The 17404-nt window shown below is 55.5% G+C and carries 14 protein-coding genes; 8 read left to right on the top strand and 6 right to left on the bottom strand.

The genetic code is table 11. The features are described 5' to 3' along the window. Positions 1-16: 16 nt before the first annotated feature. The 3 genes from ACYVHX_RS12315 to ACYVHX_RS12325 form a co-directional block, all read right to left on the bottom strand. Positions 17-691 carry a LamG domain-containing protein gene (locus tag ACYVHX_RS12315; RefSeq protein WP_460671944.1) on the bottom strand — a complete coding sequence of 225 codons (675 nt, stop codon included), beginning with the start codon at positions 689-691 and terminating at the stop codon, positions 17-19. 98 nt (positions 692-789) lie between these two features. After that, positions 790-1662 carry an alpha/beta fold hydrolase gene (locus ACYVHX_RS12320; RefSeq protein ID WP_460671945.1) on the bottom strand — a complete coding sequence of 291 codons (873 nt, stop codon included), beginning with the start codon at positions 1660-1662 and terminating at the stop codon, positions 790-792. Next, positions 1659-2174 (bottom strand): DUF2911 domain-containing protein, encoded by a 516-nt coding sequence (locus tag ACYVHX_RS12325; protein WP_460671946.1) that lies wholly within the window; start codon positions 2172-2174, stop codon positions 1659-1661. The genes ACYVHX_RS12320 and ACYVHX_RS12325 overlap by 4 nt, the downstream gene beginning before the upstream one ends. Before the next feature lie 121 nt (positions 2175-2295). On the opposite strand from ACYVHX_RS12325, the gene ACYVHX_RS12330 reads away from it, so the two are divergent. Further along, positions 2296-3567 (top strand): hypothetical protein, encoded by a 1272-nt coding sequence (locus ACYVHX_RS12330; protein ID WP_460671947.1) that lies wholly within the window; start codon positions 2296-2298, stop codon positions 3565-3567. Here the strand turns inward: ACYVHX_RS12330 and ACYVHX_RS12335 are convergent. Further along, positions 3562-4344: a helical backbone metal receptor gene (locus tag ACYVHX_RS12335; protein ID WP_460671948.1), complete on the bottom strand. Its 783-nt coding sequence runs from the start codon at positions 4342-4344 to the stop codon at positions 3562-3564. The two genes, ACYVHX_RS12330 and ACYVHX_RS12335, sit on opposite strands and share 6 nt — an antisense overlap. Before the next feature lie 167 nt (positions 4345-4511). Here ACYVHX_RS12335 and ACYVHX_RS12340 point away from each other — a divergent pair, with 167 nt between their 5' ends. From ACYVHX_RS12340 to ACYVHX_RS12355, 4 genes are all read left to right on the top strand, one after another. Beyond that, positions 4512-6209 carry an ELWxxDGT repeat protein gene (locus ACYVHX_RS12340; RefSeq protein WP_460671949.1) on the top strand — a complete coding sequence of 566 codons (1698 nt, stop codon included), beginning with the start codon at positions 4512-4514 and terminating at the stop codon, positions 6207-6209. Between the two features lie 136 nt (positions 6210-6345). Further along, positions 6346-7122 carry a recombination directionality factor gene (locus ACYVHX_RS12345; RefSeq protein WP_460671950.1) on the top strand — a complete coding sequence of 259 codons (777 nt, stop codon included), beginning with the start codon at positions 6346-6348 and terminating at the stop codon, positions 7120-7122. Positions 7123-7164: 42 nt separating this feature from the next. After that, positions 7165-7392, top strand: a complete 228-nt coding sequence (locus ACYVHX_RS12350) for a DUF433 domain-containing protein (protein WP_460671951.1) — start codon at positions 7165-7167, stop codon at positions 7390-7392. Then, entirely contained in the window at positions 7392-7535 is a 144-nt protein-coding gene (locus tag ACYVHX_RS12355) for a DUF5615 family PIN-like protein (protein WP_460671952.1), read from the top strand. Before ACYVHX_RS12350 ends, ACYVHX_RS12355 begins: the two co-directional genes overlap by 1 nt. A 2-nt stretch (positions 7536-7537) precedes the next feature. Here ACYVHX_RS12355 and ACYVHX_RS12360 read toward each other — a convergent pair whose 3' ends face one another. After that, a complete protein-coding gene (locus ACYVHX_RS12360) occupies positions 7538-8215 on the bottom strand; it encodes a response regulator transcription factor (protein ID WP_460671953.1) in 678 nt (225 codons plus the stop codon). Positions 8216-8309: 94 nt separating this feature from the next. Next, on the bottom strand, positions 8310-9788 hold the full coding sequence (locus tag ACYVHX_RS12365; protein ID WP_460671954.1) for a sensor histidine kinase: 1479 nt from the start codon (positions 9786-9788) through the stop codon (positions 8310-8312). 213 nt (positions 9789-10001) lie between these two features. Between ACYVHX_RS12365 and ACYVHX_RS12370 the strand changes: the two genes are divergently transcribed. From ACYVHX_RS12370 to ACYVHX_RS12380, 3 genes are all read left to right on the top strand, one after another. Continuing rightward, the gene (locus ACYVHX_RS12370) at positions 10002-10829 is read left to right on the top strand and encodes a GLPGLI family protein (RefSeq protein WP_460671955.1); all 828 of its coding nucleotides are present in this window, start codon (positions 10002-10004) and stop codon (positions 10827-10829) included. A gap of 182 nt (positions 10830-11011) precedes the next feature. Continuing rightward, the gene (locus ACYVHX_RS12375; protein WP_460671956.1) at positions 11012-13894 is read left to right on the top strand and encodes a TonB-dependent receptor domain-containing protein; all 2883 of its coding nucleotides are present in this window, start codon (positions 11012-11014) and stop codon (positions 13892-13894) included. 163 nt (positions 13895-14057) lie between these two features. Next, positions 14058-17402 (top strand): DUF1553 domain-containing protein, encoded by a 3345-nt coding sequence (locus ACYVHX_RS12380; protein ID WP_460671957.1) that lies wholly within the window; start codon positions 14058-14060, stop codon positions 17400-17402. The last annotated feature ends 2 nt before the right edge of the window (positions 17403-17404 follow it).

Consider the following 17404-nt stretch of genomic DNA (forward strand, 5'->3'; position numbering starts at 1 on the left):
CAAAAAGCTCCGGTTTTTAACGGGGTATGATTTTCAGGTTGGCAAAGTCACCGCCCGAACCCGCGCCTACCCACAGGCCGATTTTGCCGTCCGTGCGATCGCTCAGTTTTTTCACGACCAGACTCGGTTTTGCGTGGTCATTGACAAAAACGCGGACGGTGTCGTTTTCCACCACAATCCGGGCGTGAAACCAGCCGTTCGGGTCCGGGGCCGGTTCGATGGACTGTTCGTATTGGTCCGGAAAATCCTTGCGCAGGGTCGGCCAGTCGTATTTCGGCAGCGAAATGTATTGCACCGCGTGGCTGCGACGAACCGGGTCCTGGGCCCGGAAATTAAACGGCCGGAAGTAAATTGCGTCGTAATTCCGCTCACCCGACCCCTGAAAGGCAATGCCCACAAAGCTGCGCTGCAACACATCCTTGCCCCGAATGTCCAGTTCGATCGTTCCCTGCCGAAAGGCGCTGTTTTCCAGCCACGCAACGCCCTCCCGGGGCGAGTCCACCTGCTCCAGCCGAACACCCGGTTTTTCTCCCGCCGGTAACATTACCAGCTTCCGGTTTTCCAGTGCAAAGCCGTTTTGCCGGGCTAGCTGCACCAGATCGACCGCTGAGATCTGGGCCGCAGCCGGAAGGCTCATCAGGAATCCGGCAATGAAGATTTTGGTTAAACTACTGACTGTCAATGCTTTCATAGTTGAATAGGTATTTACCGATGATTAATATTCAATCCGAACGCATATACTCTTCCAGCCCACCGAAAAAACGGAGGTCGGATGCCGTACCCGGTTTTTTATTTTCGGGTCAAAAACGGATGAATGAGATCGAAGACCAGTTGGGGTTTCGTGGTCAGAACGACGTGTCCCGAACCGGGAATGATGGCCAGTTGTGCGTTGGGCAACGACTTGTAGAGGCTTACAAATCGCTCAGTGATGCCATCGTGGTCACCGGCCATGATCAGCGCCGGGCAGCGGATCGTTTTCAGGGCCGACGGTTCGATGTAGGTCGGTGCCAGCCAGGCTTGTTGCAGTTCTTTCAAAAACCGGGGCCACTCCTGCGGCTGCGGCATCAGCTTTTGGCGTCTGGCGATAAAACCGGGAATGGCTTTTTCCAGCTTTTCGTCGGTCAACTGCGTCCAGAAGATTTTATCCGCTTCGGTGTAATCCCCAATTCCCAGCGACCCGCCCCCGATCGCGACGACCTTACGCACCAGCTCCGGGTGCTCGGCCGTTAGAATGTACGACGCAATGGCGCCATCACTAAAACCGATCAGCAGAACGCTGTCCGGGGTGACGGCTTTGATCACCTGGCGGGCATCCTCCGCAAACAGCCGGTACGAATACGGTTTCGTGCCCACCTCCGATTTGCCGTGCCCGCGGGTGGCGATGGCAATCACCTGAAATTCCTGGCTCAGGCGCGGAATCAGGTCGCGGTATTCGTCGATGTAGCCCAGCAAACCGCCGTGCAGCAGCACCACCGGTCGCCCCTGCCCGTAGACTTCGTAATAAATCCGGGCGTCGCCGACCGACAAATACCGTCCGGTTTTGGGATTGGAACCGTACGGTATTGGGTCGGTTGACTGACTTTGGGCAACAACGGAAACAGAGGTAAATAAGAGGGCCGTCAGGAGTTTCGTTGCGGCCCAAAGTCGGTTTACTGGCGTCATTTTACGTTAAAATCAACTTTGGTATCCGCCCACGCCATCGAAACCACGCCCTTGGGGGTGATGTCGATCTTGAATTGTTCCTGAAAAGCCGGGGCTTTTTTGGCCGGAACGCTCACCCGCACCACGTCTTCGTCTTCCTTATACGTGAAAGCGCCCCACTTGATGCCTTTGTTGATGATCACCGTCCAGTCTTTTTCGCCGGGGATGGTAAACAGCGCGTATTTTCCTTTCGGAACCGTCTTGCCTTCCAGCTTCACATCGTCGGAAAATTCGATGGTCGTGGTTTCGTTGGCCCCCGTTCGCCAGACTTTGCCGGCCGGTGCCACTTTCCCCGCCGGGTCCCAGACGCTCCGGCCTTTAACCGACGGCTGGCTGTAATCAATCGTGACGGTTTTTCCGCCCACGGTTTGCTTGGCCTGGGCGGGCGGGCTGGGCCGCTTCGATTTGTCGTCCTGCGCAAAGGCGAGTTGAGCAATCGCCAGCAATGTTGTGAAAACGAGCAATTTTTTCATGATGGATTCCGTACTTTTGGTTGAAGGATTATTGACTGCGACAAAGGTGAAAAAAAAAGACCAAAAGATGGCAGTCCGGCCCTTGTTCAAGTCTGTTCAAGTTAGTTCACGTTGATTGTCAATGACTCTGGAAGACGACAAGTTGCAGCATTGCCGAACGCTGATCGAAGCAAAAGTCGGGTGGGGCGACAGCCGCCAGTGGCAGAATCAGGACTTTGAAGCCCTGAGTGAGCGCATTTTTGCCGAAACCAGCGTTTCGCTCAGCAGCAGCACCCTGAAGCGCATCTGGGGAAAAGTGCGGTACGACAGTGCCCCCACGGCCACGACTCTCAATACTCTGGCGCAATTCGTCGGTTTCGAAAACTGGCGCGAATTTCGGCAGCACCCGGTTTTGCCGGCCTCAGAGCCGGTTAGGCCGCATCCGGTTTCACCCGCTTCGACCGGGCTGCCCGCCCCGCCCAGGGCCAACCGCTGGCTGTGGGTGCTGGGTGTTTTGGTCGTGCTGGGGCTGGTCGGCATCGGTGCCTTTCAAAACCGGGTCAAACCCTTGCAGTATGGCGCTTTAACCTTCACCAGCCGCCCGCTCGCTAACGGGTTGCCCAACACGGTTTTGTTTGATTACGACGCCAGCGACTCCAACGCCGACAGCGTATTTATTCAGCAGAGCTGGAATCCGAAGCTGCGGTTTCGGGTCGCGAAGGATGGTCACCAATACGCCAGCACCTACTACTATCCCGGTTATTTCCGGGCCAAACTCGTGCTCAACGATTCCATTGTGCGCCAGCACGATTTGTACATCACCTCCGATGGCTGGCTGGGGACCATCAACGACGACTCGATACCGGTTTATTTTCCAGATAAACAACTCCGCAAATCCGGCATCATCGCCCTCACCGATACCGACCTGACCGAACAGGGAATTGATTTTCAGAAAAGTGTGCCCAACACCAGCCTGCATTACGTCCAACCTTTGGGCGAAATGTCGGCCAGCAACTTTGTGTTTGAAACGGAGCTGAAAAGCACCTACAACCGGTTTGAAGGCGTGTGTCAGCAAACCGGCATTATGCTGTTGTGTTCCAGCGGGATGCACCTGATTTCGTTGTCGGCTATCGGCTGCGTGGGCCAATTGAACCTCAGTTTTTCCGGTAAGGCGGTTTCCGGCAAAACCTATGATCTCTCCGGTTTTGGGGTCGATTTTTCCGACTGGGCCAGGGTTCGCTGCGAAGTAAAAAACAAATTGGTGAAGGTGTTTGTCAACGGAAAACCGGCTTACGAAGGTCGTTTTGAGGATGAGCCGGGCAAAATTGTCGGAATCCGGTACTATTTCCAGGGCTCGGGCGCCGTCAAATCGGCCCGATTCTCCAGCGGCCAGACTCAGACGGTTTTGCTATAAACCAAGCGCGGTCTTGAGGTTCCGGATGGAACCGGCGGCTTTCCGCATTCGGCTGCCGTACCAGCTAAAAGCCTCCCCATCCACCAGCAGAATCTGCGACCGGGGACAAATCATTTGCAACTCGGCGGTGTGTTTTTCGGAAAACGGATACGGTTCGGACGACAGAAAAATCAGGTCGGGCCGGGCGGCTTTCAGGCTGTCTTCGGTCACTTCGGGATACCGGTTCAGGTCGGCAAACGCGTTCCGAAAACCGGTCCACTCCAGCATCGAATGGATAAACGTTTCGTTAGCCGCCACCAGATACGGTTTGCGCCAGATGAAATAGGCGACGGTTGGGCCGGCGTCGTTCGTGCTCCGCAAACCGTCCGCATCGAAAGCGTTCCCAATTTCCCGCAGCAGGCGTTCCGCTTCGGGCTTTCGGCCCACCATCGCCCCCACCGTCCGAATCATCCCGAGCGCTTCGTCAACGGTGTGGATGTCGGTGACGTGAACGGGGTAAAACCGTTGCAATGCCTCAATCTGCTCACGGGTATTTTCCTCCTTGTTCGCCAGAATCCAGTCCGGTTTTAACGCATGAATCCGGTCGAGCTGCAAGGTTTTGGTGCCGCCCACCCGGGCCCGGTTTTTCACCTTCTCCGCCGGATGAATGCAGAATTTGGTAACGCCGACGATCTGCTCGTCCAGTCCCAGATCAAACAGCAATTCGGTTTGCGACGGCACTACGGAAACAATGCGTTGGGGCGGGAAGGTCAGGAGGTGGTCTGCGGTTTCCATCATCGTGAGGACAAAGATAAGCGCCCCCCCCCCCCGAAAAACCGGGTTGCCCGAAAACGGGGGACCAACCTTCCCGTTTGAGCAACGACCTTTTCACCACTGACTCAAAAAAGCTTTCTAAAACTACTGATAATCACTACGTTTATTATCTCAACAGCAAACGTTCGGGTATGAAAACGCGCCAAAAAATCGCCTTGTGGCTGGTGGCCATCAACCTGGTCGGCGGGTCGTTTCCGGTCTGCGCCCAGCTCACCACCCTGCCGCTAACGTATTATGTCGCCCGGGTCAAAGATATTAACCCCGGCGCCAGCGGTTCGTATGTTTCCGGCGACGGCGCCACGGCGCTGGTGATTGGCGAAACGCTTTACTTTTCGGCCAACACGTTTTATGGTGCTGAACTCTGGAAGTCGGACGGCACGGCGGCCGGGACGCAGCTGGTGAAAAATATTAACCCTTCCGGTCCTTCAAATCCCGATTGGTTCACCAACGTAAACGGCACCTTGTTTTTTGCCGCCACCGGGCCCACCGGGCGGGAATTGTATAAATCGGACGGCACGGCAGCCGGGTCGGTTCTGGTCAAGGAAATTTACGGACGTCCGGGGGCCAGCGCCAACCCGCGCGGCCTGACCAACGTAAACGGCACGCTGTTTTTCGTTGCGACCAACGGAACGGAAGGCGAGGAACTCTGGAAGTCAGACGGCACAGCCGCCGGAACGGTAATGGTAAGAGATATAAAAACCGGGTCGGGCAGTTCCGTGCCTACCTACGTGCGCAAAATGGCGGTTCTGAACGGTGCCGCATACCTGGTAGCCGACGACGGTGTGCACGGCGAAGAACTCTGGAAGTCGGATGGCACGACGGTTGGGACGGTTCTGGTCAAGGACATTCATCCGCTGGGCTCGGGTAATCTGTTTGAACTGGTGGTGATGAACAACCTGCTCTACCTGACCGCCAACGACGGAACCAACGGCGCCGAACTCTGGAAATCAGACGGAACGGCGGCCGGGACGGTGTTGGTCAAAAACCTGGTGGCCGGCAGCTCTGGTTCCAATCCGCAGGATCTGGAGGTGGTCAACAACACGCTTTTCTTTCGTGCAACGGTCAGCAGCGACACGGAATTATACAAATCGGACGGAACCGTGGGCGGCACGGTTCTGGTCAAGAACATCAACCCCGGCAACAACGCCAGCTCGTTCCCATCGTACCTGACGAACGTTAACGGAACGCTTTATTTTACGGCCAATGACGGAACCAACGGCACTGAACTCTGGAAGTCGGACGGCACGGCGGCCGGAACCGTACTGGTCGAAAACTTAACCGCCGGAGGTGGTTCGTCCAATCTGGTGGGCCTGACTGCCGCAGCCAACAAACTCTTTTTTCAGTTTCAGGAACCCTGGAAATCGTCGGGAACGGCAGCCACCACCTCGCTGCTCGACGACATCAATCCGTCGGGGTCTTCCGCAGCAACCGGTTTTTTGGCCCGAAATACCACGGTTTTCTTCTGGGCAACGCATGGCTCCTCGGGCATGGAATTGTACAAATACGCTTCCTGCTTCATTTGCTCGTTGCCGCCGGATCAACTCACGGATTCGGCGGAGGAAATACCAGCGACCTTTCAACTGAAACTCCGGCCCAATCCGGTGCACCATACGGCAACGGTCGAAATTAGCGGAGCGGATCTCCAGTCGTTGCAGCTGCAATTGATGACTCTAAACGGGGAACTGATCGAAAACCGGGCCATTATCCGGACCGCCGAAACCGAGCAACAGGCGTTTGATGTGAGCCGACAACCCGCCGGTTTTCTGCTGCTCCGGGCGACGAGCATGGGGCAGCAGCAAACGCTTAAAATTCTGAAAACCGATCGGTAGTTTCCCAACCACTGTTCCGGGCGGCTTTGGGTACGCATCCGCACCGCGTAGTAACCGCCAAAACCGGCCGCTTTTTCGTTCATCGGTGTTGTCCGATTGCCTATATTTGCCGATAGAACCGAAGGTAAACAACACCATGCGCATTCAATCGGAACACAACTCCCCGCCCTCGTCGGCGCTAACGGAATTAGGGCGCATTGCCGTGGGCGAGAAAGTGGAGCGGTCGGGACAGGTGGTGCCCAGCAGCATCGACAGTTTCCGTATTCGCGGGGATTACGCCGAAGCAGTCCATAAAGTCTACGGCGAACCCATCACCGAACTGCCTATTCTGTTTTACTCCGATCAGGAAGAAGTGGTCTGCAACGAGCGGCTCGAAATCCGCACCAGCGACGGCAAACTGTTTGGCTACGGCGACAACCACACGTTTCACATCTGGAACGACGAGCTGAAAAAATACGCGGTGACAACCATTGAACGGCGGCCGCAGATCATGGACGAAACCGTCGCTTTTCTCCAGAAAAACCTGCACCCGGCCAAAGTCAGGCTGATCCGGTGGTTGCCGGTGCTGACGCTGCGGTTTGTGATCCGGGAAATTCCGTTGCTGGGCTACTGGCAATTCAGCACCCGCGCCGTTCAGACCACCATCCCGAACCTGCGCAACAAGTTTGACGAATACAAGAAGCTATTCGGCAGCGTACAGTATCTGCCGTTTTTGCTAAAAGTAAAGAAAGTCAAGTCCAACAAACCGGGGATGGTGTATCAGTACCCGATTGTCGATCTGGTGCCGCAGTTCTCCTTCGAAACCGCCCACCGGCTAACCCGCCACCTCCGCGATAATCCGAATGCCGACGTCAGTCACTGGCTACGCGAGCAGGGTGAAAAACCGGACCAACTGCCGTCGGCGGAGGAATAGCGTAGACTGCATTTCTCACTAGTTTTGTAGATTGATGACAGTATGGATCACTACCGGAAATTTATTCAAATTAATCCCCGTATCCGTTTTGGAAAACCGTGTATCGTTGGTACGCGCAACGCCGTTCAGGATCTTCAAAGCTGGCTCGCTTCGGGCATGAGCAATAAAGAAATTCTGGCAAATTTTCCGGAATTAATCTCGGATCACATTCGTGCGGCACTGGCATTTGCTGCCGATAGTGAACGACGCACGCGTTTGCTTGCTGCCTGATGAAACTTTTATTGGACGCTAATTTATCGGACTGGCTAGCCAAAAAGCTGGCACCCCTCTACCCGGATTGTCTGCACGTGACGCGAACAAGTCTGCCTATTCCAGCTGAGGATTCTGAGACAGGATTACTAGAGCAATTTTAAAATTACACAATCAGCTTGTACCCCACGCCCCGCACGTTTACGATCTGCACCTGCGGGTCTTCTTTCAGGTACCGACGGAGCCGGGTAATGAACACATCCAGGCTCCGGCCGTTGAAAAAACTGTCGTCACCCCACAAATCGAGCAGCACCGCCGAGCGTTCCAGTACCTGATTCCGGTGCTCGTATAGTCGTTTTAACAACTCCGATTCGCGGTGCGACAGGGCGGTTTCCGATTCGTTTAGCGCCAGTTTCTGCCTGGGATAATCAAAGAAATACCGGCCAATCGGCAAGCGGTCCGGCATTGGCGGACGAACCGAACCGCTCCGGTTCAGCAGGGCTTTGATCCGGACAATCAGCTCGTCGATGCTGAACGGTTTTTTCAGGTAGTCGTTACCACCCAATTCAAAACCGCGCACCACATCGGCGGTTTGCGAACGCGCCGTCAGGAAGATAATCGGCACCTGCGCGTCGGTTTGCCGGATTCGTTCGGCCAGCGTAAACCCGTCGAGTCGGGGCATCATCACATCCGCCACCACCACGTCGGGTTTCTGCCGTTCAAAAAGCTGATGCCCGGCTTCCCCGTCGGCGGCATACAAAACCGTAAACCCCCGCACCTCCAGGCTGTCGCGGACAATCATGCCCAGGGCGAGTTCATCTTCAATCAGAAGGACAGTTGGCATACGAAATGGGTTGTTTCGTAGAGTGCAGCAAAGTCTCCGTTCAACTCTTTTCCCTTCTGCTTCACTCCGCGAAACAAGTTTTAAATCTTTGCTTCTAAAAATTCGGAATCCAGATCACAAACGCACTCCCCTGCCCCGGTTCGCTGGCCACCCCAATCCGGCCGCCGTGTTTCTCCACCACCTGCCGCACATACGACAGCCCCAACCCGAACCCTTTGACCGGGTGCAGGTTACCCGTCGGCACCCGGAAAAACCGGTCGAAGATGGCTTCGTGGTAGACCTTCGGAATGCCGATGCCGTTGTCCTGAACCGTCAGTTGCCAGCCCCGTTCGTCGGTCTGGCTACGAATCCGGATCTGAACCGGGTCTTTTGAATACTTGATGGCGTTATCAATCAGGTTGTTAATGGCGTTGCCCACGTGCAGCCGATCAGCCAGCACCCGGGCGTTTTCCGGTTCGGTTTCGACGCTGATATCCACCGGTTTTTCCAGCGTCCCGGATCGCGCTTTCAACTGGTGATTTTCCACCACCTCCTGAATCAGGTCCGCCGGTTTCAGCCATTCGCGGTTCAATTCCAGGTCTTTGTTTTCGTCAACCGCCATGTTCAGCACTTTCTCCACCAGATCCGACAGCCGTTGCAGTTCGCTTTTGGAAATGCCCAGGTAAGTCTGCGTTTTCTGCGGATCGTTCAACGCCCCAAAATTCTGAAGCGCTTCCACGGCCGCCGAAACCGTGGCAATCGGGGTTTTCAGCTCGTGGGTCATGTTGTTGATGAAATCGTTTTTGATTTCGGACAGTTTTTTCTGCTTTAGAATCGTCGACAGCATGTACAGAAAACACCAGGTGGTCATCGCCAGCAATAGGGCCGAGCCCGCCAGCAATAGGGCCATTTTTCGCAGAATATAGCCCGTTGGACTGTCGAATGACGCTTGCAGAAATTGGTTTTTAACCGGATTGATGGGCATGGGCGGGGTTTTGATGAGCTTCCCCGCTCCCAGCCCGGTCGGCAATTCCATCAGCCGCACGGACGAGTCCGGTTTTAACTGAATCGTGTCCAGTCGGTAGGCGTCATCAACCGCCCGCAGTCGCAGCTCCGCACGAAACGTTGAGTCAAACTTTTTCAGGTTGAAGCGATTGCCGCCCGCCCAGTCGACGATCAGCATATCGGAGATTTTCCGGGCCAGCGTATCGATGAAAAGGCTGTCTTTCGGCAGGCGGTTTTCGGGCAGCACCTCCACCTTCATCCGGCGCGGACTGGGGTTGTTGACCCGGACAAAAACACTGTCTTTCAAGCGGTTAATTACAATCCGCTCATTCTGACCTTCCTCAAGTTCCAGATCCCGAAACTGAAACCGCCAGCGTTTCGGCCCGCCGGACGAATCGTTCAGAAAAAGACGCCGGGCGTCGCGCACCTGCTGTTTTTCAACCGCCGAGATGAACGCACCCCGCACGGTCCGCCGAAATTGCTGTTCGTGGAGCTGGTAGCTCGTATAAAGCCAATACCCCTGGAACGCCACGACGCCCAGAATGCAAGCCGTCATGAGGACAAATATCGACCGAATGCGCTGTTTCATTGCAAATCAGGAGGAAAGGAGATGGGAAGAAAAGAACGGAAAATTGCTCCGTTCCGGTTTTCGTTTCTGCCGGTCTCTCCTGCAAAATACCGCCAATTCGGGGGGCTTTCAAAAGCCCTTAACACTACTTAACATTAAATAACAGTGCTTTACAGACCGAGTCCGCACCTTTGTTCCGTCCCTTTTTCAACCGATTTCCAATTCCTTTCTCGTATGAAAACCTTCCAGCTATTCGCCTTGGTCCTTTTCGGACTACACCTTGCCACCGCTCCATCGAGCGCCCAACCCAAATCCGGCACGATTACGTACGAAGCCATGCAAAAGGTCGACATGTCCCAGATGAAAATTATCATCAACGGCCAGGAGGTTCGGCCCGGCAGCGCCGACGCCCCACCCGTCGACCTGCCCGATACCCGGTCGTTTACGCAGTACTTCATTTTTTCCGGTCCGTATGGCAAGGAAGAGCAGGACCGAAACACCGGCGGAATCACCGTTCGTCAGTTCGCACCGGATGGCGCCCCCGGAACCGCAGGCCCCGACGGGTCTGGGCGCAGAAACCGATCGTTCAACGGTCGCCCCTTTGAACGCACGGTTTTTTATGACCTGGCTGCGCAAAAAACCGTGGAGGTGGTGTCGGTAAAAAAGGATTCGGTCACCAGGGTCTACCAGACCGAAATCCCCCTGAATCGCGTTTCGAACTGGGAGGAGTCCGGCAAAACCAAAAAAATTGCGGGTTATACGTGCCAAAAGGCAACCGTTCCGTTCCGGAATCTGACGTATACGGTCTGGTACACTACCGACCTGCCGTTTACATACTCACCCATCGCCAGCCTGACGCCCGAAAAAGGGGTGGTGCTGCAAATCGAAAGTGACAACGAAGCGTTTAAGGTGACCAAAATTGACGCCAAAGACGTGAACGAAAGCGAGGTAAAACCGCCCCAGAACGCGAAATCCGTTACGCCCGAAGAACTGACCACCATCCGGCAAAAAGCAATGGCCGACATGCGCCAGCAGATGATGAATAATTTTCAGCCCCGGTAATACAGAAATTTACGGTTTTTGGTATACGGTTTTCGTTGAGCCACCGCTTCGATAGACGGTCTCCAGTATCGGTATCCTCGCCTTCGGTTCAAGTCTCGGTACCACTCAAGCATTGACCGGGCAAAAACCGTATACCGAAAACAGAAAACCGTGTAGCGTACCCTACAAAACACCACCCTCCCATGCGTTTCCTTCTCCCGGTTTTCCTGCTTCTGATCAACTTGACGGCGACGCTGGCCCAATCGCAGTTGCGGGGAAATGTGATCGACTCCACCACGCGAAAACCGCTCATGGAAGCCACGGTTTCGCTGCTTTCGGTGCGGGATTCGTCGGTTGTCAGGTTCATGACGACCAACGGCGAGGGTGAGTTTTCGTTCAACAAAGTGGCCGTCGGCCCGTACCGCATCCTGATCACCTACGTAGGCTACCGCAACCAGTCGAAACGCCTGACAATTTCGGCCGAAAAACCGCTGACGGAGGCCGGAACCTTTGAGTTAAGCCCGCAGCCCGTCAACCTCAACGAAGTGGTGGTGAAACAGGAAGGCCCGCCGATCACGATTAAATCGGATACGGTTGAGTTCAACGCCCATTCGTTTAAGACGCAGCCCAACGCGATGGTCGAGAACATGCTGAAGAAGCTGCCGGGGGTGGAGGTCGAGCGCGACGGCACGATCAAGGCGCAGGGCCAGGAAGTGAAAAAAGTGCTGGTTGATGGCAAACCGTTCTTCGGCGACGATCCGAAAATGGCCACCCGCAACCTGCCCGCCGACATCATCGACAAAGTTCAGCTCTACGATCAGCAGTCCGACCAGTCGCAGTTTTCGGGGATCGACGACGGCGACCGGAGTAAAACCATCAACCTGGTCACGAAAAAGGACAAACGGAAAGGTTATTTTGGCCAGCAGTCGCTTGGCGCGGGTCCCAACGAAACCAACGACGACGTTCGGTATGCCGCCCGGCTGAACCTGAACCGCTTCAACGGCGTCCGGCAGATTTCGCTGATCGGTCAGGCCAACAACATCAACCAGCAGGGCTTTACGGGGCAAAGCCTCTTCGGCGGAGGGGCCGGATTGGGCGCTAATTTTGGCGGGGGTGGCCTGATCGTCTCGGGTGGTCGCGGGGCAGGAAACGGCGGGGGCGGTTTTGGCGGCAACTCAAACGCCATCACCCGGACGCTGGCCGGGGGCCTGAACTACCGCGACGAATGGGGCCAGAAAGCCGACCTGACCGCCAGTTACTTCCTGAACGACCTCAACACCCTGACCGATGAGGAGAGCCGTCGGCACTACGCCCTGCCCGACACCGCATACCTGGTCAACCAGAGCAGCCGGTCGCGGAACCAGACGACCAGCCACCGGTTGAACATGCGGTTTACGTACCAGATCGATTCGCTGACGAGCCTGCGCGTTCAACCCGGTTTTACGGTTCAGCATTCTTCCTACCAAAGCATCAACCAGGCCCAAACGCTGACGAATGCCGCCAGTGGCAGCGTGGAGGAACTCGATTCGGCCAATTTGATCAACACGAGCAACACCCGCTACCATTCGAGCGGCCGCGGAATTTCGGGCAACAACAATGCCTTGCTGATGCGCAAATTCAGGCGCAAAGGCCGGACGCTTTCGCTCAACTGGAACATGGCAGTCAACAACCAGACGACCGAGGGCTACAATCAATCAACCAATGCATTTTATGGCGCAACCGGCGGACCCGCCAATCAGAACATCAACCAGCGGAATGAACAGACGAGCAAATCGGTAACGAATACAGTTAATCTGGCCTATACCGAACCGTTATCGCTCAGCAAAACACTGGCGTTTCACTACAATTATTCCAACAACCGCAATACTTCCAACCGAACGGTAAACAACTTCGATGAAATCAGTGAGGCATACACGGTTTTTAATCCAGTTTTGAGTAATACCTTTGTGAATACGTACCAGACTAATCGCGTCGGCTCGTCCTTGCAAACCAAGCGGTTAAAGTATTCGTATACACTGGGATTCGAGGTGCAACAGGCGAACCTGAGAAGCGATAACCAGACAGCAGATGCGCAATTTCATAAACAATTTACGAACATTCTCCCCAACGCCCTGCTCACGTATAATTTCAGTAAAAACCGGACCTTACGGTTCAATTACCGGAGTCGGACTAATGCTCCTTCCGTCGCGCAGTTACAGCCCGTGCCCGACAACACCAACCCGCTGAACATCCGGCTGGGCAATCCGAACCTGAAACAGGAATACAGCCACACGGTTTCGCTGAACTACAACGCCTTTCAACAGGCGACGTCCCGCTCCGTTTTTGCGATGCTGAATGCCACCCAAACCAACCATAAAATCGTAAATTCCACCTCATTCACCAATCAGGGCGCGCAGACCAGCCAGCCCGTCAACACGAACGGTTATTATAACGTAAACGCCTTTCTGGCCCTCGGTCGGCGGTTGCAGCCGCTGAAAGCCAACGTGAACCTGACGAGTACTATCAACTTTAACCGGGGTGTCAGTCTGGTCAATAGCCAGCTGAACCGCTCTCAGAACTGGACGCTGAGCCAGGGCGCTCGAATCAATTCCAACTATGACGAAACCCTGGAATTTGGCCTCAGTGGAAATATCAATTATCAGACGATTTTATACTCTCTGCTAATCAATCAGAATACCGCGTACTTCACGAAATCCGTCAGCGGTGATTTGTATTATCAATTGCCCGGCCGACTGGTTGTTACAACCGACCTTACGTACCAAAATTATTCGGGAAAATCGGCGGGATCGGTGCAGAATTTTGCGCTCTGGAATGTGGCCTTAACCCGGCAGTTTTTCAAAAATAAACAGGGCGAACTGCGGTTGCAGGTCTACGATTTACTGAATCAAAACCGGAGCGTAAACCGAAACGTCACGGAAACCTACACGGAAGAAACGACGAGCCGCGTCCTGAACCGGTATTTTCTGCTCAGCTTTACGTACAATTTACGGCGCTTCGGCGGGGGTCTGCAATCGCGAACCAGGCGTCCGGAACATAATCCGGAAACGCCACCACGGAGCCAGCAGCGCGCAGGCCGGATGAATTAAAAACACGGCGAGTCTGCCGGTCCAATCAGCCATTGAGCCTGCTTTTTTCCACTAATCAGGGTTATACAGTAGTAAGAACGCTCCGGTTTCTTCTTTGGATACTGGGCGCAACTTAGTATAATAAGCGACACATTCACCCGTGGGCCCATCCGGTTTTTGGCGCATGAAAACAATTGGCTTCCTGGTAATTCTGGCGGTTTTGGGGTTGGTGGGATGTCAGTCGGACCCGCTTCCGGAGGATGTGCGTCTGGCCCTGGAGAAAACGCCCGAAACGGTGGACTACAACCGGCACGTCCGACCCATCATTTCGGACCGCTGTTTTAAATGCCACGGACCCGACAAAGCCAAGATTGAAGGCGGTTTACAACTGGCGAACTTCGAAGGAGCCACGCTCGAAAACAAGAAAGGTCGCCGGGCCATCGTGCCGGGCAGCATCGCCAAAAGCGAGCTGGTGAAGCGCATTCTGACTCACGACCCGGAAGAAATGATGCCCACGCCCGCGTCGAACCTGACGCTAAGCGCCGACGAAAAAGCAACGCTCATCAAATGGATCGAGCAGGGAGCGGAATACAAGGAACACTGGTCGCTGACGAAAATCGAAAAGCCGTCGGTGCCGCGCGTTGGGCAAACTATTCTGGCCCGCTGGGGATTGGCGTCGGACGCAGAAACCGCCTGGGTTCGCAACGAGATCGACCGGTTTACGCTGGCAAAGATGAAGGAGCTGGGGCTGAAACCGTCTCCCCAAGCCGAAAAAACGACCTTGCTTCGCCGGCTTTATCTGGATTTGACGGGTTTGCCCCCCACGCCCGCCGAGGTCGAAGCGTTTGAAAAAAGCACGGCATCCGATGCCTACGAGCGGGTGGTGGATCGGCTCTTGGCATCTCCGCATTACGGGGAACAACAGGCCGTCAGCTGGCTGGATCTGGCCCGGTTTGCCGACTCGCAGGGCTACCAGGACGACCCGATGCGCAACGCCTTTCCGTACCGCGACTGGGTCATCAAATCGTTCAACCAGAACCTGCCGTTCGATCAGTTTGTGCAGTATCAGTTGGCCGGTGATCTGATGCCGGTTTCGCCAAAACCGCAGGAGCAGCGGGAGAAAATTCTGGCGACGGCTTTTAACCGGCTGCACGCCCAGAGCGGTGAAAACGGCATTGTTCCGGAAGAATACCGCACCGAATACGTCGCCGATCGCGCCAACACCTTCGGCAAGGCGTTTCTCGGACTCACGATGGAATGCGCGCGCTGCCACGACCACAAATACGACCCGATCAGTCAGAAAGATTATTACTCGCTGTTTGCGTTTTTCAACCAGAACAAGGAAACCGGCCAGATCACGCACAACGGTGAAGCCTGCCCCACGGTGATGCTTCCGTCCGAACAGGCCGAACAGACGCTAAAATTGATTCGAACCAGCCTCCAGCGAATCGAAAACCGCCTGCAACCCGCGCGCTATGAAACAGCCTTCACGAAATGGGCTTCGCATCCGACGACCGATTCGACGCTGAATCAGGGTTTGCTGGTTTATTTGCCGCTGGACTCCGAAATCAAGGAGCGGTATGAAAACCGGGGACAGCAGGAATTCACGGCTTTTGTAACCGGTGATAAGGAGCGAAAACCGGTGCCGATGCCCGGAAAAACCGGTCAGGCGCTGGCGTTGCGGGGCGATTGCGGCATTGGCGTTCTCTCGGAAAAAGTGGATCGGCTCGACGGCAAGCTGGTGGAATCACCGAAACGATTTGGCAAAGGCCTGAATTTTGAGCGGAATCAGGAATTTTCCGTCAGCATCTGGGTTAACCCGATGCAGAAGGGCGTGGAAGGGGCGGTTTTTCGCCGGACCAATTACGCCAATGAAGGCTACCGGGGCTATTCGGTTAAACTGAATCCGGACCAGACGCTCACGGTTTTGCTCAGTTACGTCTGGCCCGCCAATTGCATTGAACTGAAAACCACCAATAAACTCCACCTCAACCGCTGGCAACACCTGACGCTGACCTACGACGGTAGTGCCAAAGCTACCGGGGTGCGGTTTTTCGTGGACGGCCAACCTGCCCACCTGACCGTCATCACCGACCACCTGACGAAGGGCTTGCTGCACGGCGAGTTCAACTCCAACAAACAGGGCAAGTTTTACGGTTTTGAGCTGGGTCACGATTCGCAGGAAAAAACGCTGCACGACATGGGCGTTGACGAACTCCGGATCTACAACCGGCGACTGTCGGAACTGGAAGTTCAATGGCTTTCGGGCCGCCCCGATCCGGTTACTGGTTTACTCCGGATTCCGGCGGCCCAACGCACCGCCCAGCAACGCCAGACCCTTCTTGAACATTACCTGCTGACGGCCGATTCGCTGTTTGCCCGGACACGGCAACACCTGTCCGATATGCGGGGGCGGGAAATTGCGGTGTTGTCCGATATTCCCGAGGTGATGGTGATGCAGGAGTTGCCCGCCCCTCAGCGACGCCGAAGCTTTCTATTGAACCGGGGGGTGTATGACGCGCCGGGTTCGCCGGTCACAGCCCAGACTCCGCTTCGCCTGGGCAAGCTCCCCGCCAATTATCCGCAAAACCGGCTGGGACTGGCGCAGTGGCTGCTTGATGAGTCCAATCCGTTGTTTGCCCGGGTGATGGTCAACCGGTTGTGGCAGAACTATTTTGGCAATGGCCTGGTCAAAACGCAGGAAGATTTTGGCAGCCAGGGCGATTTGCCCACGCATCCCGAATTGCTCGACTGGCTGGCGGTTCAGTTTCGGGAAGAAAATTGGGACACCAAGAAATTCATCAGACGACTGGTGCTGTCGGCCACCTACCAGCAATCGTCCAAAGCCACCCCGGCGGAACTTGAGCGCGACCCCGACAACCAATGGCTGACCCGGGGTGGCAGCTACCGGCTTTCCGCCGAGCAGGTACGCGACAATGCCTTGGCCGCCAGCGGCTTGCTGGTGCGAAAAATCGGCGGCCCCAGCGTTTACCCCTACCAACCCGCCGGAATCTGGGAAGCCCTGGCCACCCGCAATACGATCCGATACGTCCAGCAGCACGGCGACAGCCTGTACCGGCGCAGCCTATACACGATCTGGAAACGAACCAGTCCCCCGCCGATGATGCTCAATTTCGACTCACCCGACCGGAGTTTGTGCACCGTCCGACGGCAGAAAACCGCCACACCCCTGCAGGCGCTGGTGACCCTCAACGACCCGCAGTTTGTGGAAGCCGCCCGGGTGCTGGCTCAGCGGACCATGCGGTCTGCAGCCCATCCCAGCGCGCGCATCCGGCAATTCTTTCTGGCGGCCATTTCCCGAAACCCCCGACCGCGCGAGCTGGCCCTGATGAACGATTTGTACCGGGTTGCTTACCAACGTTTTGTCAAAGCACCGGAGCAGGCCGAATCACTGCTGAAAACCGGGGAGTACGGGCGCGATCTGGGGTTAAACGGCCCCGAGCTGGCGGCTTACACGCTGGTTGCCAATACGATTTTGAATTACGACGAAGCGACGATTAAACGGTAAAT

This window comes from Larkinella ripae, from assembly GCF_054780775.1.